This is a genomic window from Streptomyces daliensis (assembly GCF_054782395.1).
On the sequence record NZ_BAAGSO010000088.1, the window covers coordinates 48,896 to 65,895 of the forward strand.

The following is a 17,000-nucleotide window of genomic DNA, read 5'->3' on the forward strand; positions in this document are numbered from 1 at the left end:
CGTCGTTCGGCTCAGCCGAACAACGGGGTCAGGTCACAGCGCGTGGTCGGAGAGCCGCTGAGCCGCCTCGACCACGGCACGGGCGTACGTCTCCGCATGTGTGGACAGCCGGTACTCGAGGAAGCTCATGCTCAGCGCCCACGCGACGTCGCCGTGCCCGTTGCCGACCGGTGCCGCGACGCAGCACATGCCCTCGACCGCTTCCTCGACGTCCAGGGCGTACCCGCGCTCACGCACCGTGACCAGCTCCGCCTCCAGCGCCGGGAGCGTGGTGAGGGAACGGTCCGTGAGAGGCCGCGGTCCGCCCTCGCCGTAGAGGGTTCGCAGCTCACGGGGTGAAAGAGAGGCCAGCAGCGCCTTGCCTGCCGCCGTACAGTGCGCCGGGAGCCGTTCGCCGACCCGGGTCGCGTTGACCCGTACTCCGGCGTGCGGTGCGAGCTTCTCCAGGTAGACGACCTCGCCGTGGTGGCGTGACGCCAGCTGAACCGTCTCCTGGTGGGCGGCGACCAGGTCACGCATCTCCGACCAGGCCGGCTCGGAGATCTCCGAGGTCATCCGTGCACGCAGCCCCAGCTGGAAGGCACGCCAGCCCAGCCGGTACCGGCCACGCCCCGTGCGCCGCAGCAGGCCGAGAGCGGTCATGGACTGCATGTGGTCCCAGGTCGTCGTCTTGGGGAGGGCGAGCGCGCGGCACACGTCGCTGACTGTCCACTCGGGAGCGTCGGAGGAGAAGAGGTCCAGTATCCGCACAGCCCGTTCGAGACCGTCGATCATGCCGCAGCCTTTACCCGCATGATCGACAGATTACCCGGCCTGGCCTGGGCAGCCGTTGTCCTCACGGCGCTTCCTCGTCACAGCTCCAGGCGCATCGTCAACGGCGCCGGGCCCGCCCGCCACCACGTACCGGCCCGGGCGATGGAGATCAGTGGCAGGGGTGAAGGTGAACCCGGAGCCGAGGCGCCCGACGCGGCCGGCGGAAGGGGCGGCGAAGTGCGCGGGCATCATCGCGGTCACGGTGTCGGCCAGCCACTCCAGTGTCCGCCTGCGGGTGCGAGCCGAGAGTTCGGGGTCGACGCAGTAGCGGGTGCTGGTGTCCGGGTCCATCATCTGGAGCGGGTGGTGGAGGATGTCGCCGGTGAGCAGCAGCCGTGCCCGGGAGCCGGTGACCAGGACGGCCGTGTTGCCCGGGGTGTGACCTGGTGCCGGGCACAGTCGCACATGCGGGCCCAGCTCGGCGTCCGGGGGTGTCAGGTCCAGCAGTCCCGCCTCGGCGACCGGTTCGACGCTGTCGGCCAGGTAGTCGCCGGTCCTGGTCATCGCCGCGGCCCCCGCATCCGAGCGCCAGTAGTCGTACTCCGGAGCGGTCAGCACGTGCCGGGCCTTCGGGAAGGCCGGTCGCCAGTGGCCGTCCGACCACCGCGTCGCCCAGCCGACGTGGTCCACGTGCAGATGGCTGAGGACGACCGTGGACACTTCGTCGGCGGCCAGTCCGGTGGCCGCGAACCGCTTCCACCATCCGCTGTCCTGCCGGTCGAACTCCGGTCTGGCCCGCTGCTTCCCGTCGCCGACGCAGGCGTCGACCAGGATCCGCTCGTGCGAGGTGACGACGAGGAATGCCTGCATGGTGTAGACCAGCCGTCCTCGCCCGGGGTCGTACCAGGGTTCCTCGGCGGTCCAGCCGGAGGGCCCGAGCGGGTAGCCGGGGAAGAACTCCACGGGATCGATGAGCAGCCGTGGTGTCTCCACGATCGGCACCACCGCGACGTCACCGAGATCGAACCAACCACTCATCGCGCTGTCACTTCCCGCCGTTTCCGCTCCGCGTCATCGCGCCTGTCTGTCCGGTCCTTCGCGTGGGTCTTGCGCCACAGCACCGCCGCGCTCACGGCCGCCACCAGCACCGGAATCGCGGTCAGCAGCACGATGTCGTCGCCGGGGAGCGAGAGCGCGAGCAGGACACCGGCCGCCGCGGGACCCACGATCGACCCGACCCGGCCCAGTGCCGCGGCCCAGCCCACTCCTGCGGTCCTGGTGCCCGGCGGGTACATCGCCACCGCGAGGGTGAGCTGACCGATCTGGCCTGCCGTGACACCCGCACCGGAACCGGCGAGCGCGAGCAGCAGCGCGGTGTGGCCGGTCCCGACGGTGGCCGCGGCGACCATCGACACGGCGCCGATCGCCGGCATCACCATCAGGGCGAACGTGATCCCCTTACGGGCGGCGAGGAAGAGGAGCACGATACCGCCGACCACCCCGCCGAAGCTCAGGAAGGCCAGGCCGATCGGGGCCCGCGAGGCGGAGAAACCGTACTCGGTCAGCAGTGTGGGCACCCAGGACTGGAGGGTGTAGCTGGCGATGAAGACCAGGAAGGAGAAAGTCCACAGCAGCAGGGTGCCGGCGCGCAGTCCGGGGGCGAACAGCGCGCCGACCCGCGCCTCGCGCGCGACGGACGCGGTGTCGTCGGCTCCGGGAGCGGACGCCGTGCTGTCCGCTGCCACGGGCTCGGATGCGGGCGCCGGTGCGGCCGGCAGCCGACGGACCATCAGCACGGCCAACAGCAGCGGCAGCGCGCCGCCGAGCCAGAACACCCCGGTGGCCCCGAGCGACGCCAGCAGGCTGCTGCCGAAGACACCGGCGACCGTCCCGCCGAAGGCGAGCCCGAGAGTGACCGTGACGGAGACCGACTGCCGTTGCCGGTCGGGGTGGTGTGCGGCAGCGAGGGAGACGGCGCCGGGCAGGACCACGCCGAGCCCGAGGCCCGTGATCAGCCGGACCGTGCTCAGCGCGGTCAGTGACTGCGCGGGCAGCACCAGGGCGGTGACCAGCGAGCCCGCGGCGAACAGCACGGTCCCGGAGATCAGCATCCGCCGCAGGCCCAGCCGCACCGCGAGCGTGCCCGAAGCGAGGTAGCCGAGCACCACGCCGATGTTGGTCAGCACCACCGCCGGGGTGAAGCCTGCCGAGGTGACGCCCCACTGCTCGGCCAGAGAGGGCAGCACGAAGGAGAGCGACGCGGAGTCGAAACCGTCGAGCAGTACCGCGAGGAAGGCGAGTCCCACCACGTCGAAGCGCATCCCGCGAAAGCTCGCCAGGACGCCTCCCCGCCCGCTCCCCGTTGCCGTACGCTCGCCGTCTCTCATCGGGAGCCTCCGAAAACGACCTGGTGTGCGGCGTCGAAAAGCGCCGAATCCGGTTCGGCGAAGGCGGTGGCGGTGCCGATGTGGTCGGTCCCGGTCAGCGCCACGGTCACCGGCGGCCTGCCCGCGGCGGTCAGCGCTTCGGCGAGCAGCCGGCCCTGGCGGGTCAGCAGGAAGTCGTCGTCCGCTTTCCGGTTGGGCTCCGGATCCCCGAAGGAGACCACCACCCGCTCGGGGCCGCGGCTCACCCGCAGCGCGGGGCTGAGCCGTACGGCCTGCGCCGGGTCTTCGACCATGCCGCGCAGATCGGCGGGCGCGCTCATGCACACGGCACCGGCCACCGGACCGGGGGAGCTGTCGGTCAGCGTGACCATCGCGGCGAGATGGCCGCCCGCGGAGTGCCCGGCCACGGTGATGCGTTCCGGGGCGCCACCGTAGCGAGCGGCGTTCGTGCGCGCCCACTCCACCGCCAGGGCCGCGTCCGCGACCGCGTCGGCGATGGTGTGGCGCGGTTCGAGCCGGTAGCCGAAGGACATGAAGACCGCGCCGGCGTTCACCCAGGGGCCGGCGAGGTGGTCGTAGTAGGCCGGGTGGCCCTCGCGCCAGCGGCCGCCGTGGAAGTACACGATGACCGGGCGGTCGCCGGATCCGGCGCCGGTGGAGACGGCGGTCGGTCCGGGGTGGTAGACGTTCACAAGCTGGTGGGCGTCGGGGCCGTACTTGATGTCGACCTGGTGGGGCACCCGCGAGCGCAGCTCCTGGCGGCGGTGTGCGGCGTGCCGGTAGAAGCCCGGCCAGTCGGGGTGGTAGTCCTCCGGGCGCCGACAGGTGAAGAACTCACTGGTGTCCGCTGGTCGGACCACTTGGTTTCCGGCCACTGCGCCTCCTCGTCATCGCCGGCGCCCTGGTGGCTCCGGGTGTGCAGTGATCCGTATCTTCGCCAGGCCCGCGGCACCTCGGGTAATGCCTACTTCGTCCGCACCTATCGCCACACGGTCATACCGGGAGCGCGCCCCGCCGGGCTCGGGCTCCGCGCGGCACCCGCGCCCGCCCTTCCGCATCACCGGATACCGCCATGTCCGCTTGGCTATACCAGAAGCCCGGATCGGCATTGGACGGGCATGGAAGGCGTTCGTACGGTTCCCTCATGACTGACGATTCGCCAACCGAGATCGTTCAGCTCCGCAATTTCGTCGATGGGAAATTCATCGAGGGCGCGGACACGTTCGACAAATTCAGTCCGGTCGACGGGTCCCGTGTCGCCGTGGTGCACGAGGCCGGGCAGGAGACGGTGGATGCCGCCGTACGGGCCGCGCGCCGGGCGTTCGAGGGCCGCTGGGGCCGCACGACGGACCAGCAGAGAGCCGCCTTGATGAGGCGGATCGCCGACGGGATCGAGGAGCGCTTCGAAGAGTTCGTGGACGCCGAGATCCGGGACACCGGCAAACCGGTGGCACAGGCCCGCGAACTGGACGTGGCCCGCGCTGCGGCGAACTTCCGGTCCTTTGCCGACACGATCGCCTCCGCGGGCCTCGATTCGTATCTGACCGACAGCGCCGAGGGGCGGCAGGCCCTCAACTACGCGGTGCGCAAGCCGCTCGGTGTCGTGGCCGTCATCGTGCCCTGGAACCTTCCGCTGCTGCTGCTCACGTGGAAGGTGGCACCGGCCCTGGCCTGCGGCAACGCCGTGGTGGTCAAGCCGTCCGAGGAGACCCCGTCGACGGCGGCCCTGCTGGCGGAGGTCATCGCCGAGGCGGGCGCGCCGAGCGGCGTCTACAACGTCGTCCACGGCTTCGGCCCGGACTCGGCGGGTGAGTTCCTCACCCGGCACCCGGGGATCGACGGGGTCACCTTCACCGGTGAGTCCTCGACGGGGGCGACCATCATGAAGGAGGTCGCGCCGCGCGTGGTGCCCGTCTCCTTCGAACTGGGCGGCAAGAACGCGGCCGTCGTCTTCGACGACTCCCCGTTGGAGCGGACCCTCGACGGGCTGACCAGGTCGCTGTTCCTGAACACCGGCCAGGTCTGCCTGTGCACCGAGCGGGTCTACGTCCAGCGCGGTCTCTTCGACGAGCTGGCGGCCGGGATCGCCGAGCGGGCCCGGGGACTGCGCCTGGGCCGCCCGCACGCCCCCGGCACGACGACAGGACCGCTGATCTCCCAGAAGCACCGGGCCAAGGTGATGTCGTATCTCGACCTCGCCGTGCAGGAGGGGGCCGAGGTCCTCGCCGGGGGCGGCATACCCGATCTCGGCGCGGACCTGGCCCGCGGCGCCTGGATCGAACCGACGGTGTGGACGGGGCTGGACAACTCCTGTCGCACCGTGCGCGAGGAGGTCTTCGGCCCGGTCGCCGCGCTGATCCCCTTCGACACCGAGGAAGAGGCGATCGGCCTGGCCAACGACACCGACTACGGGCTGGCCGCCGCCGTGTGGACCAGTGATCTGAACCGCGCCCACCGAGTGGCGCAGGCGATGGACGTCGGCCTCTCCTGGGTCAACACCTGGTATCTGCGCGATCTGCGTGCCCCCTTCGGCGGGACGGGCCGCTCCGGCATCGGACGCGAGGGCGGAAAGCACTCGCTGCACTTCTACACCGAGACGACGAATGTGTGCGTGGCACTGTGACCAAAACGACCTCCCCTCTCTCCCGGTACGCCACCGCTCTCGATGAGGCCGTCACCTCCAGGCAGGCGATCGCGCAGCTGAGCCGGTCCGCCTCCCTCACCCTGGACGACGCCTACCGTGTGCAGGCGCTCGGCTCCGAGCTGCGGGCGGCCCGCGGTGACCGGCTCGTCGGTGTGAAGCTGGGGTTCACCAGCAAGGCCAAGGCGTTGCAGATGGGCGTCTCCGACGTCATCTTCGGCCGGCTGTACGCGCGCGGTGAGTACGCCGACGGCGGCAGCGTCGCCATGGAGGACTTCATCCACCCGCGCGTCGAGCCGGAGGTGGCCTTCCGCCTCGGCGCACGGTTCGACGCGCGTGCCTCGTCCGATCCCGAGGCTGAACTGCGGGCCGCCGTCGACGCGGTCGCCCCCGGGCTGGAGATCATCGACAGCCGCTACACGGACTTCCAGTTCTCGCTCACCGACGTCGTCGCCGACAACACCTCGGCGGCCGGGTTCGTGACCGGGGCCTGGCAGCCGGCCGACCTCACCTCCACCGAGGTCCGGTTCGACGACCGGCCGGTGACGCTGGAGATCGACGGCGCGGTCGCGGCGACCGGGAGCACCAGCGACATCCTCGGTGACCCGGTCCTCGCCCTGCCGGCGATCGTACGCATGGCCGCGGCCCAGGGGGTCGTCCTGCCCGCCGGTTCCGTGCTGCTGGCCGGCGCGGCGACCGCCGCGGTCGCCCTCCCGGGCGGAGCCACGGTCAGTGCGGCCGTCCCGGGGCTCGGCTCCGTCCGCGTCACCACCACCGGCACACCCATGGAGGAGCAGCGATGAGCGACGAGTCTCGCGTGGTCGCGGGGAAGGCCACTCCCCGCGGCCGGTTCCCGCACGTCAAGGTCGTCGGCGACCTGGTGTTCGTCTCCGGGACCAGCAGCCGCCGCCCCGACAACACCTTCGCCGGGGCCAGCGCCGACGCGCTGGGGGTGACGGACCTCGACATCGAGACACAGACCCGGGCCGTGATCGAGAACATCCGCGACGTCCTCGACGCCGTGGACTGCACCCTCGACGACCTGGCCCAGGTCACCACCTATCTGGTCAGCATGAACGACTTCGGCGGCTACAACCGCGTATGGGCCGAGCACTTCGACGCCTCAGGACCCGCGCGCACCACCGTCGCGGTCCACCAGCTTCCCCACCCGCATCTGCTCATCGAGATCCAGGCCGTCGCCGTGCGCCGGTCCGCCCGTACCGCCGAGGAGAACTCATGACATCGTCACTGCCTCCGGTATTCAACTTCCCGCAGTGGCTCGCCGAGCACGAGCACCTGCTGAAGCCCCCGGTCAACAACAAGGCGATGTGGGACACCAGCGGTGACTTCATCGTGCAGATCGTCGGCGGCCCCAACCAGCGGTACGACTTCCACTTCGACCCGTACGAGGAGTACTTCTACCAGGTCAAGGGCAACATGCATGTCAACGTGATCACCGATGACGGTCCGCAGCGCGTGGACATCCGCGAAGGCGACATGTGGCTGCTGCCCGGCAACACCTGGCACTCCCCGCAACGTCCGGAGGAAGGCTCCATCGGCATCGTGGTGGAGCGCGTACGCGCCGAGGGGACGACGGAACAGTTCGGCTGGTTCTGCCTGGAGTGCGGCACGAAGGTGCACTCGGTGGAACTTCAGGTGCGGGACATCGTCGCCGACCTGCCGCCGGTCTTCGACGCCTTCCACGCCTCCGTCGAACAGCGCACGTGCGGCAACTGCGGCACGCTGCACCCCGGAAAGGGCTGATCCGGTGTCCGCTGTCATCGACATCCACACCCACTACGTCCCCGCCGCCTGGCCGGACCTCGGCCCCGGACGGCCCTGGCTGCGGGTGGAGTCCGAACGCCAGGCGATGATCATGGTGGGGGAGACCGAGTTCCGGCCCATCGAATCCAACTGCTGGGACGTGTCGGCCCGGCTCACCGATATGGCGGCCGACGGGGTGCACGCTCAGGTGGTGTCTCCCACACCGCTGTTCTTCGGGTACGACCTGAGCGGTGCCGAGGCGGTCAAGGTCTGCCGGATCTTCAACGATCTCGCCCTGGAGATCTGCGCACCCGACAGGGAGCGGTTCATTCCGTTCGCCCAGGTGCCGCTACAGGACCCCGACGCGGCCTGCCGCGAACTCGACCGCTGCCTGGACGCCGGGCATGTCGGGGTGGAGATCGGCAACCACGTCGGCGACCAGGACCTCGACGCGGAGGGTGTCGTCACCTTCCTCCAGCACGCGGCCTCGCGCGGCGCGCCGGTCTTCGTGCACCCCTGGGACATGCCCTCCTCCCCGCGCCTCGGCCGCTGGATGGCGCAGTGGCTGACCGGGATGCCCGCCGAGACCCACCTCTCCCTGCTCGCCATGATCCTCGGCGGCGTGTTCGACCGCGTCTCGGACGAGCTGAAGATCTGTTTCGCGCACGGTGGCGGCTCGTTCGCGTTCTGGCTGGGGCGCCTGGAGAACGCCTGGCACCGCCGCCCGGACCTCATCGCCACCTCGCGGCTACCGCCCTCGGCCTACCTCGGCCGGTTCAGCGTGGACAGCGTCGTCTTCGACCCCGTGGCTCTGCGTACGCTGGTCGACACCCTCGGTGCGGACCATGTGATGCTGGGCAGCGACTACCCCTACCCGCTGGGCGAACGGCCCGTCGGCCAGGTGCTCCGGAAAGCCGACTTCCTCAGCGCCGCGGAGCGCGAGGCGATCGCCGGCGGCAACGCGCTGCGCTGGGTCGGGCGCGTGCCCGTCGGCCACTGACCCGCGAACCGGCCATCCGAAGGTGAAAGCCCAGCCCGGTGACGTGCCCTCGAACGAGCCCGTCACCGGGCCTGCGGACCGGGCTCCGCCAGCAGGTATGCCCACGATGATTCTCACAGCCGTTCGGCTATGCCGCTACGCGGAAGGCGGTCTACCGTTCACAGCATGGAAATACCGCGGATGCTGGACGGTCGGCTGAAATTCCGCCATCTCCTGCTCGTCGAGGCGCTCTCCGCCCAGGGCAGCGTGGTCGGCGCCGCGGCCGCGCTCCACGTCACCCAGCCCGTGGTCACCCGCAGCCTCCAGGACCTCGAACGCATCCTCGGCGTCACCCTCTACGAACGCGGCCCGCGAGGGATCGAGCCCACCGAGTTCGGAGACGCTTTCACCCAGTACGCGCGCTCGGCGCTGGCCGAGATGAACCAGGCGAGCCGGCATCTCGCGGAGATAGCCGACGCCACTCGCGGCCACGTGGTCATCGGCACCCATCTCGCGGGCTCCAATCTCCTGCTGCCTCGGGCCATCGCTCATCTCAAGCAGGACCGCCCAGCGCTGCGGATCGTGGTGCGCGAAGCGATGCCGGAGGCGCTGCTCGAAGACCTCGCAGCGGGCAAGGCCGACTTCATCGTCGGCCGTCTGGCGCCGGTTCCCCCGGAGGGGACGATCCAGCAGACGCTGCACGCGGAGACCATCCGTGTGATCGCTCGCAGTGAGCACCCGCTCGCGGCACGCACCCGGATCCCGCTCGACGAGCTGATCGCCTACCCGTGGGTGCTGCCGGGGGTGGAGACGGCGCTGCGTACGGAACTCGAGGAGTTCTTCCACCGCAACGACTGCTCCCTGCCCCCCAACCTCGTCGAGGCGACCGCGTTCCTCACCGTCCGCCAGCTCCTCGTGGAGACCGACATGGTGGCCGCGCTGCCGGAACTCATCGGCGCGAGCGACCCTCGGCTCACCGCGCTGCCGGTCACGCTCGACCTCGTCGGTACCCGGGTGGGGATCACCCGCGCGGCCGGACGCCGTCTGAGCCCGGCCTCGGAGGCCATGACGCAGTCGCTCATCGCCATCGCACACTCCATGCACCCACGGACGGCTCAACCCGGCTGAGCGCCGACCGCGCGAAGGGCCCGTGGGGCTCGTATGCGGTCGCGGAGCGCTACTCGTGTGTTCCGACGGGCTGCGGCCGCTGGTCAGGCGTGGGCGCGGTGTCGCGCTGTACCGTCTCGCGGGCGAAGTAGACCGAGACGAGCGTGATACAGCCGAGGAGGACGAGGTACAGGGAGACGGGCCAGGAGGAGTCGGTGGCCGCCAGGAGAGCGGTCGCGATGAGTGGCGAGAGGCCGCCCGCGAACACCGAGGCGAGCTCGTGGCCCAGCGACATGGCGCTGTAGCGCGAGCTCTTGCCGAACAGCTCGGTGAAGAAGCTCGGCTGGGTTCCGATCATGGCCCCGTGGCCGATGCCGATGGCGATGACGAAGGCGAGCCAGACGAGCGCGGGGATGCCGGTGTCCACGAGCCAGAAGAAGGGGAACGCGAAGACGATGAGGGTGGCCGCTCCCGCCATGTAGACGGGGCGGCGGCCGATGCGGTCGGAGAGGGCGCCGAATCCCACCATCGAGACGGCTTCCACGAGGTTCGCGACGATGATCCCGGTCAGCAGCAGGCCGTTGTCGACCCCGATGTGCTTGCCGTAGGCGAGGGAGAAGACGAGGAAGATGTACGACGCGCCGTTCTCCGCCATCCGGGCGCCGGCGGTGATCAGGATGGAGCGCGGCTGGGTCTTCAGGGCGTGCAGGACCGGCAGTCGCTGCCTCTCACCCTTGTGCTGGACGCTCTGGAACTCCGGTGTCTCCTCGATCTTCAGCCGGATGACGAGACCGGCCAGCGCGGGGACGGCTCCGAGGAGGAAGGGCAGGCGCCAGCCCCAGGACAGGAACGCCTCGTCGGACAGGGCCTGGACCGCGGCGAAGACTCCGGCGGAGGTGATGAAACCGAGGTTGATGCCGACCTGGCTCCAGGCCGAGTAGAAGCCGCGTCGTCCCGCGGGGGCGTGCTCACTGATCATGAGGACGCTGCCGCCCCACTCGCCGCCGACCGCGATGCCTTGAAGGACCCGCAGCAGGGTGAGCAGGACCGGAGCCCACACGCCGATCTGTGCGTAGGTGGGCAGGGCGCCGATGAGGAAGGTGGTGAGCCCCATGACGAGCAGGGTGATCACGAGCATCGGTTTGCGGCCCAGCCGGTCTCCGAAGTGACCGAAGATCATGCCGCCGAGGGGGCGGGCCGCGAAGCCGACAGCGAAGGTGCCGAAGGAGGCCAGGGTGCCGGCGAGGGAGCTGGCCTCGGGGAAGAAGAGGGTGCCGAGCACCAGCGCCGAGGCGGTGCCGTAGAGGAAGAAGTCGTACCACTCGAGTGCGGTGCCGGTCAGGCTGGCGATCGCGACCTTGCGGATCGACGGCGGTCCGGCTGCCGGTTTGTGCGGGGTGGTGGGGCTCATCGCGTTACCTCTCAAGGAGGACGGTGGCCATCGGGACGTCGAGGATCACGCGGTGACGTCCCGATGGCCGGGAAAGGGGGATGCGCCGGGGCGGGATCCGCCCGAGGGGAGGTGGTTCAGTGGCCGCCGCTGACGGCCGGGCCTTGTCCGGTAATGGCCGCCGCTTCGGCCAAGCGGTCGTCGGGGGACCGGCCACCGGCGAAGTCGCGGTGCTCGGTCATGGCCAAGCTCCCTAGGAGCGGGCCGTGTGGGGCTGGTCGCGCCGCGATCCGGCACCGGCGGCCTCGCGGTCCCAGTCGGCGCGGGCGGCTCCCCACTCCCGCAGCACGGCCTTGCGGACCTTGCCGTTCTCGGTCAGCGGCAGTTCCGGGCACAGCGCCACGAAGCGGGGAATCGCGTAGTACGCGAGCCGGGGCTCGCAGAAGGACAGCAGCTCGGTGAAGTCCAGCTCCTTCCCCTCGGCCGGGACCACGGCGGCCATCACCTCGTCCTCGCCGAGTTCGGAGTCCACGGCGTACACCGCGACGTCACGCACGCCGGGGTGCTGCGCGAGGACGCTCTCGACCTCGACGGAGGAGATGTTCTCGCCGCGCCGCCGGATCACGTCCTTGATGCGGTCGACGAACCTGATCCACCCGTCCGCCTCGATCACCATCCGGTCACCGGTGTGGAACCACAGGTCCTGCCACGCGGCGACGGTGGCCTCGTGCATGCGGTGGTAGCCGGAGGCGAAGGCGAAGGGCTGCTCGCTGCGCAGCAGCAGTTCGCCCGGGGTGCCCGGGGGGACGTCGAATCCGTTCTCGTCGACGATCCGGGCGGAGAACCCCTCCTGGAGACGGCCGACGTATCCCGGCCGCTGTTCGGTGCGGCTCGCGGAGATCACCGCGTTGGTCTCGGTCGAGCCGTAGCCGTCGATGAGGACGACACCGAACCGCTCCTCGAACTCCCGGAGCAGCCCGGCGGGGGTGGCCGGTGCCAGGGCCGCGGTCACCCGGTGCGCCCGGTCGTGCTCTGCGGGCGGCCGGCCCGCCAGGATGCTGATCATGGCGCCCAGCAGGTAGGTGCGGGTCGCCCCGCTGGCGGTCACGTCCGACCAGAAGCGGGAGGCCGAGAAGCGCGGACCGATGACGTACTGCGCGCCGCTGACCAGCGCCTGGCTGAAGGCGTTGAGCGCGTTCGTGTGGAACAGCGGCAGGCAGGTGTGCAGAACGTCGGACGCGGTGATGCCGAGTTGGGCCGCGACGTTGCGGCCCCACCAGTAGAACTGGGCGTGCGGGCAGACGACTCCCTTGGAGACCCCGGTGGTGCCCGAGGTGTAGAGGATCACCGCGGGATGGCCGGGGCCGACCGCCACGGGCTCCACGGCCCGGCCGTCGTCCGGGAGCAGGTCGACGGGGACCGGCAGCACCGTGGCCACCTCGTGCTCGTCCAGCAGCCAGATCTGGCGCAGCGCGGCGGTGCTCGGCAGCGCCTCCACCTGCGCGAGGAAAGAGGGTTCCACGACCAGCAGCTCCGCCTGCGAGTTGGTCAGGATGTGCTGGAGCTGCTCACCGCGTGCGGCGGTGTTGATCGGCACGGCGACGGCACCGATCCACGCGCAGCCCAGAATGAGGTCCAGCAACTCGACCCGGTTGGACGCCATCAGCGCCACCCGGTCGCCCCGCTCCACCCCGTGCCGGCGCAACAGGCCCCCCGCGACGGCGACCCGTTCGAGCATCTGGGCTGCGGTCCTTCGCGTGTTCCCGCAGCGCAGCAGGATGCTGTCCGGGGTGACTTCGGCGCGCCATCGCAGCAGCGCGGGGATGCTCGCCCGGGTGAGGCCGGGGACGTCGGCGGTATCGGCGAGGTTGCTCATGACAGCTCCTTTCGGGGCCGGTCGCCCGGCGGTACGAAGGCGACGGGACGGCCGGACAGGTCGGGGCGATCGGTGAGTTCCACGACGTCACCGGTCTCGGCCGGCCCGTACAACCTGGCCACGAGCAGCGGTTCGGGGTCGCAGGCCACCGACGCGATGACGACGTCGCCGAGGTGGGTCAGCTGCTCGACCACACCGCGCTCGACGCTTCGGGGCGCCAGTTCGGTGCCCCCGCAGCGGGGGCACATCAACCGGGCGGGGAACCACTGGCCGCCGCACTTCTGGCAGCTCTGCACGGTCACACTCATACGGCGGCCTCCAGAAGGGCGGCGTTGGCACACGCGCCGTAGCGGTAGAGCACCATCCCGTACCCGCTGACCAGGCCGATCCTGGCGTTGTCGACCTGCCGCTGCCCGGCCTGGCCGCGCAGCTGCCTGACGGTCTCCACGAGTCCGTGCATGCCTCCCGCGGAACCCGCCTGTCCTGCCGAGAGCTGTCCACCGGAGGTGTTGACGGCGAGTTCGCGGGTGGCGACGCGCTCGGCGATGAACGCCGGCATCTCACCGCCGGCGACCAGACCGAGATCCTTGAGCTGGGCGAGCGCCATGGCCGGGTAGTCGTCGTACACGCTGACCACGTCGATGTCGGCGGGACCGTGCCCTGCGGTGTCCCACAGCTCGGACGCGCAGTCGGCCAGGCCGGTGGACAGGCCGTCGCCCGCCTGGTCGTCGCTGTTGTAACGGGCCGACACGGTGAGCACCCTGGCCCGCCGGGTGCCCGTGGCCCGTTCGTCGGCCGCGACCACCACGGCATCGGCGCCCGTGACCGGCGGCACGCAGTCGTACCGGCCGAGGGGTTCGGCGACCATCGGGGCGTTGAGGTAGTCGTCGAGCGTCAGCGGCTCGCGGTACACGGCCCCGGGGTTGAGGGCGGCCCAGGAGCGTTGTGCCACCGCGAGTCGCCCGTAGTCGCTACGTGTGAGCCCCTCGGCCGCCATCTGACGCTGAGTCAGCAAGGCGAACAGAGCGTTCGGGCCGAGCATGTCCAGCGGAACCAAATGGTCGGCGGTCGCCCGGTTGTACTCGGCCACCATCTTGAGGTGGACTTCCCGGTCCATCAGATCGCCGGCCACGAGCACCACCACCGAGGCGTCACCGGACTCCACGGCCCGCACGGCGTGTTGCAGCATCGTGCCCGCGCTCGCCCCGCCGTTGGTGTCCTGCGTCAGCCAGCGCAGCCGCAGCCCGAGCCGCCAGGCCAGGTCGATGGCGTGGTCAGGATCAAGGGTGAAGCTGGAGACACCGAAGCCGTCGACATCGGCGGTCTGGAGGTTCGCATCGGACAGTGCGCGACGTACGGCGTCGGCGAGTACCTGTTCCGTGGTCGTGCCGGATGCCGGATGCCGAGTGTAGGGCGACTCACCGGCGCCCATGACGGAGACGTCGCTTGTCGTCTTTCTCATCAAGGTGTGCTGTTCCGTTTCGTGACGGGGCCGGGGGATTCACGCTCGATCCGGCGGCCCAGGGATGCCTGTGCCCCAGCCGGGGCCTCAGTGCCCGAATGCCTCCTGCAACCACCAGGAACCCCCGTCCGAGGCGATCTTGGCGTCCAGCACCAGGGGGCGGACGGGGCCGGCCGACAGCCACTCCTTCACGGCGTACGTGTCCTCGGGCCTGCGGATGGTCAGCGCCTCGCACCCGTGTCCCCGCGCGAGCGCCGCGATGTCCGTGTCGGGGAAGGCCACCGTGTCGAGGCCGCTGGCGCCGGGCCCGAAGTGGTGCACCTCGGCGCCGTACATGGCGTCGTTGTAAACGACGATCAGCATGGGCAGGCCAAGGCGTACGGCGGTCTCCAGTTCGGACAGTCCCATCAGGAAGCCGCCGTCGCCGCAGCCGGCCACGGGGAGCCGGTGGGGCTGCGCCAGCGCGGCACCGATCGCGGTCGCCAGGCCCAGGCCGACGGACTGGAACGCCTGGGTGAAACAGAACCCGTACTCGTCGGGCACGTCGAGGTACATGCTCGGGTAGCCGAGGAAGTTGCCCGAGTCCACCGATACGATCCGCTCGGTGGGCAGAATGTCGTTGAGCGCGACGGTCAGACCGCGCGGGTCGACCCGCCCGTCCGCCGACCTGTCCTCGAACCCGATCTGGTTCCAGCGCAGGCCGGACCGGAGCCGCTCGGCCACGTCCGGAGTGCGGTAACCCGTACGCGCGCCGGGCGGGTTGGCCCGCAGCCACGCGGCCGTGGCCCGGGCCGTCCCCGCGACACCGCCCCACAGCCCGAGGTCCACGTCACGGTGTACGCCGATCGCCCCCGGTTCGATGTCGACCTGGACGACGGCCGCGTCCGGCGCGATGAGCCGGCCGTGCCGCATGGTCCACATGTTCAGGGCGCAGCCGAAGCCCACCAACAGGTCCGCACCCGCGACGAGTTCGGCAGTCAGCGGCGAGGAGAAGCCGCCGGAGACATCGATGTTCCAGGGGTCGCCGTTGAACATCCCGCGGGAGACGGCCGATGTGGCGAGCAGGGCGCCCGCCTCGACGGCCAGTTCGCGGACGGCCTCCGCGGACCCCGGGGAGCGGCCACCACGTCCGACGATGAAGACCGGCCGCTCGGCGCGTGCCAGCAGCTCGGCGAACGCGGCGATCTCACTGTCGTCGGGCCGCGGTTCGGCGACCGGGCGGTACTCCCGGGCGGGCCCCTCCGCGTCCAGGTGCGCGTCCTGAACGTCGATCGGAACGTTGAGGACGACCGTGCGCCGCTGATGGCGGCAGATCGCGAAGGCCCGCGCCACATCATCGAGGGCGGTGCGGGGAGACCGGACGCGCAGGGCGACCGCTCCGATGCCGGTCGCGATGGCCGCCTGGTCGAGCGCGAAGTTCGAGGTGGGATCGGCGGCCTCGGCGGTGAGCACCAGCAGAGGCGTCCGGCTCTTCGCGGCCTCGGTGATCCCGGTGAGGGCGTTCGTGTAACCGCAGCCCTGGTGCAGGGAGAGCACGGCGACCTCGTCGGACATACGGGCGTACGCGTCCGCCATGGTGGCCGCGCCGCCCTCGTGGCGTGCGGCGACGAACCGGGCGCCGCCGCGCACCATCGCGTCGGTGAAGTGGAAGTTGCCACTGCCGACGACGCCGAAGGCCATACGGACACCGAGATCGGTGAGCTGCTTGCCGATGGCCTCGTGGACGAGCACGGTCACTGGCCTGCTCCGTTCTCTGTGTTCTCTACGAGGGCCAGCACCCGCGCCGGACTGCCGGACCCTCCGGCGATGCGGAGCGGAGCGACGATCAGGACGGCGCCGGTGACAGGTAGCCGGTCGAGGTTCTGCAACTGGGTGACTCCGTACTTGCCCGCGCCCAACAGGTAGTGGTGCGCGGGGAATTGCGGGGTGAAGGCGAACGCCTGCCCGGCGTCGGTCCCGACCGTCTCCACGCCGAGTCCGACGATCGGTGACTCGTGAGCCAGCCAGCGGGCGCACTCGGCCGTGATACCCGGCGTGTGCGGCCCGCTGTCGTCGGCGTTGAGGAACAGCCGCTGGTCGTGCGAGCGCGCGCCCCAGCCGGTCCGATAGAGCAGCCAGCCGCCGTCCGGTAGCGGGCCGTTGTCCTGCTGCCACTCCTCGACATGGTCAGGCGTCAGCAGGAAGTCCGGGTCGGCCGCGCACTCGGCGGCCTTGTCGATCACGACAGCGGGAGCCGTCAGGCGCCGGGCCGGTACCTGGGCGACGTCCTCCTTGTCGGCGCCGGTGACCCAGTGGCACGGTGCGTCGAAGTGGGTGCCCACGTGCTCACCGGTGTGAATGCCGTTCTGGTAGGACGTGCGCCCTCGCTCGTCGTACCGCGCGAGCTCCTCCAGCTCGAAGTGGGGGATCGGCGCCATGTCCGGCGGAAGGTCGAGCACGGGCGTCGACGGCGACAGGAGGGCGGTCAGGTCGACCACCCGGACATCACCGGAGGCCAGAGCAGAGGTCAGGCTGCTCAGTACGCTCTCTGCGGGGAGTGTCGAAGACATGGCCCCATCATTTGGCAGGGGCCGGGTCCTGACTAATGCTTCTCCCGTCGGCGCTATGCATGTATGGCTATACCGAAGACCAACATCATGCT

General features: G+C 70.6%; 16 protein-coding genes. 6 read left to right on the forward strand and 10 right to left on the reverse strand.

Annotation, left to right across the window (positions count from 1 at the left end):
* Window positions 1-33: 33 nt before the first annotated feature.
* The 4 genes from ACYVOO_RS19635 to ACYVOO_RS19650 all read right to left on the reverse strand — a co-directional run bounded on the left by ACYVOO_RS19635 (window position 34) and on the right by ACYVOO_RS19650 (window position 4,015).
* Entirely contained in the window at window positions 34-774 is a 741-nt protein-coding gene (locus ACYVOO_RS19635) for an IclR family transcriptional regulator (RefSeq protein WP_461016944.1), read from the reverse strand.
* Between the two features lie 30 nt (window positions 775-804).
* Entirely contained in the window at window positions 805-1,791 is a 987-nt protein-coding gene (locus tag ACYVOO_RS19640; protein ID WP_461016945.1) for an MBL fold metallo-hydrolase, read from the reverse strand.
* Window positions 1,788-3,074 carry an MFS transporter gene (locus ACYVOO_RS19645; protein WP_461016946.1) on the reverse strand — a complete coding sequence of 429 codons (1,287 nt, stop codon included), beginning with the start codon at window positions 3,072-3,074 and terminating at the stop codon, window positions 1,788-1,790. Before ACYVOO_RS19645 ends, ACYVOO_RS19640 begins: the two co-directional genes overlap by 4 nt.
* 62 nt (window positions 3,075-3,136) lie before the next feature.
* On the reverse strand, window positions 3,137-4,015 hold the full coding sequence (locus ACYVOO_RS19650; RefSeq protein WP_461016947.1) for an alpha/beta hydrolase: 879 nt from the start codon (window positions 4,013-4,015) through the stop codon (window positions 3,137-3,139).
* A 269-nt stretch (window positions 4,016-4,284) separates the two neighbouring features.
* Between ACYVOO_RS19650 and ACYVOO_RS19655 the strand changes: the two genes are divergently transcribed.
* The 6 genes from ACYVOO_RS19655 (at window position 4,285) to ACYVOO_RS19680 (ending at window position 9,652) form a co-directional block, all read left to right on the forward strand.
* Complete coding sequence (locus ACYVOO_RS19655; protein ID WP_461016948.1) at window positions 4,285-5,763, forward strand: 2-hydroxymuconic semialdehyde dehydrogenase; 1,479 nt, start codon at window positions 4,285-4,287, stop codon at window positions 5,761-5,763.
* Window positions 5,760-6,584, forward strand: a complete 825-nt coding sequence (locus ACYVOO_RS19660) for a 2-keto-4-pentenoate hydratase (protein WP_461016949.1) — start codon at window positions 5,760-5,762, stop codon at window positions 6,582-6,584. The genes ACYVOO_RS19655 and ACYVOO_RS19660 overlap by 4 nt, the downstream gene beginning before the upstream one ends.
* Window positions 6,581-7,021 (forward strand): RidA family protein, encoded by a 441-nt coding sequence (locus tag ACYVOO_RS19665; RefSeq protein ID WP_461016950.1) that lies wholly within the window; start codon window positions 6,581-6,583, stop codon window positions 7,019-7,021. Before ACYVOO_RS19660 ends, ACYVOO_RS19665 begins: the two co-directional genes overlap by 4 nt.
* Window positions 7,018-7,545, forward strand: coding sequence for a 3-hydroxyanthranilate 3,4-dioxygenase (locus ACYVOO_RS19670; protein ID WP_461016951.1), 528 nt, complete (start codon window positions 7,018-7,020; stop codon window positions 7,543-7,545). The genes ACYVOO_RS19665 and ACYVOO_RS19670 overlap by 4 nt, the downstream gene beginning before the upstream one ends.
* A 4-nt stretch (window positions 7,546-7,549) precedes the next feature.
* Window positions 7,550-8,545 (forward strand): amidohydrolase family protein, encoded by a 996-nt coding sequence (locus tag ACYVOO_RS19675; protein ID WP_461016952.1) that lies wholly within the window; start codon window positions 7,550-7,552, stop codon window positions 8,543-8,545.
* A gap of 165 nt (window positions 8,546-8,710) precedes the next feature.
* The gene (locus ACYVOO_RS19680) at window positions 8,711-9,652 is read left to right on the forward strand and encodes a LysR substrate-binding domain-containing protein (protein ID WP_461016953.1); all 942 of its coding nucleotides are present in this window, start codon (window positions 8,711-8,713) and stop codon (window positions 9,650-9,652) included.
* A 49-nt stretch (window positions 9,653-9,701) separates the two neighbouring features.
* Here the strand turns inward: ACYVOO_RS19680 and ACYVOO_RS19685 are convergent, their stop codons facing one another.
* The 6 genes from ACYVOO_RS19685 to ACYVOO_RS19710 form a co-directional block, all read right to left on the reverse strand.
* Window positions 9,702-11,042, reverse strand: a complete 1,341-nt coding sequence (locus ACYVOO_RS19685; protein ID WP_461016954.1) for an MFS transporter — start codon at window positions 11,040-11,042, stop codon at window positions 9,702-9,704.
* Window positions 11,043-11,274: 232 nt separating this feature from the next.
* Window positions 11,275-12,897, reverse strand: a complete 1,623-nt coding sequence (locus tag ACYVOO_RS19690; RefSeq protein ID WP_461016955.1) for an ATP-dependent acyl-CoA ligase — start codon at window positions 12,895-12,897, stop codon at window positions 11,275-11,277.
* The gene (locus ACYVOO_RS19695) at window positions 12,894-13,205 is read right to left on the reverse strand and encodes a zinc ribbon domain-containing protein (RefSeq protein WP_461016956.1); all 312 of its coding nucleotides are present in this window, start codon (window positions 13,203-13,205) and stop codon (window positions 12,894-12,896) included. Before ACYVOO_RS19695 ends, ACYVOO_RS19690 begins: the two co-directional genes overlap by 4 nt.
* Window positions 13,202-14,359: a thiolase family protein gene (locus ACYVOO_RS19700; RefSeq protein ID WP_461016957.1), complete on the reverse strand. Its 1,158-nt coding sequence runs from the start codon at window positions 14,357-14,359 to the stop codon at window positions 13,202-13,204. Before ACYVOO_RS19700 ends, ACYVOO_RS19695 begins: the two co-directional genes overlap by 4 nt.
* An 87-nt stretch (window positions 14,360-14,446) precedes the next feature.
* A complete protein-coding gene (locus tag ACYVOO_RS19705) occupies window positions 14,447-16,096 on the reverse strand; it encodes a thiamine pyrophosphate-binding protein (protein ID WP_461016958.1) in 1,650 nt (549 codons plus the stop codon).
* Window positions 16,093-16,908 carry a cyclase family protein gene (locus tag ACYVOO_RS19710; protein ID WP_461016959.1) on the reverse strand — a complete coding sequence of 272 codons (816 nt, stop codon included), beginning with the start codon at window positions 16,906-16,908 and terminating at the stop codon, window positions 16,093-16,095. Before ACYVOO_RS19710 ends, ACYVOO_RS19705 begins: the two co-directional genes overlap by 4 nt.
* Between the last annotated feature and the right edge of the window lie 92 nt (window positions 16,909-17,000).

Excerpts from the sequence above, each read along its gene's own strand:
- ACYVOO_RS19635 (WP_461016944.1), bottom strand. The coding sequence starts at position 774 with ATGATCGACGGTCTCGAACGGGCTGTGCGGATACTGGACCTCTTCTCC.
- ACYVOO_RS19640 (WP_461016945.1), bottom strand. The coding sequence starts at position 1,791 with ATGAGTGGTTGGTTCGATCTCGGTGACGTCGCGGTGGTGCCGATCGTG.
- ACYVOO_RS19645 (WP_461016946.1), bottom strand. The coding sequence starts at position 3,074 with ATGCGCTTCGACGTGGTGGGACTCGCCTTCCTCGCGGTACTGCTCGAC.
- ACYVOO_RS19655 (WP_461016948.1), top strand. The coding sequence starts at position 4,285 with ATGACTGACGATTCGCCAACCGAGATCGTTCAGCTCCGCAATTTCGTC.
- ACYVOO_RS19665 (WP_461016950.1), top strand. The coding sequence starts at position 6,581 with ATGAGCGACGAGTCTCGCGTGGTCGCGGGGAAGGCCACTCCCCGCGGC.
- ACYVOO_RS19670 (WP_461016951.1), top strand. The coding sequence starts at position 7,018 with ATGACATCGTCACTGCCTCCGGTATTCAACTTCCCGCAGTGGCTCGCC.
- ACYVOO_RS19680 (WP_461016953.1), top strand. The coding sequence starts at position 8,711 with ATGGAAATACCGCGGATGCTGGACGGTCGGCTGAAATTCCGCCATCTC.
- ACYVOO_RS19685 (WP_461016954.1), bottom strand. The coding sequence starts at position 11,042 with ATGAGCCCCACCACCCCGCACAAACCGGCAGCCGGACCGCCGTCGATC.
- ACYVOO_RS19690 (WP_461016955.1), bottom strand. The coding sequence starts at position 12,897 with ATGAGCAACCTCGCCGATACCGCCGACGTCCCCGGCCTCACCCGGGCG.
- ACYVOO_RS19695 (WP_461016956.1), bottom strand. The coding sequence starts at position 13,205 with ATGAGTGTGACCGTGCAGAGCTGCCAGAAGTGCGGCGGCCAGTGGTTC.
- ACYVOO_RS19700 (WP_461016957.1), bottom strand. The coding sequence starts at position 14,359 with ATGAGAAAGACGACAAGCGACGTCTCCGTCATGGGCGCCGGTGAGTCG.
- ACYVOO_RS19710 (WP_461016959.1), bottom strand. The coding sequence starts at position 16,908 with ATGTCTTCGACACTCCCCGCAGAGAGCGTACTGAGCAGCCTGACCTCT.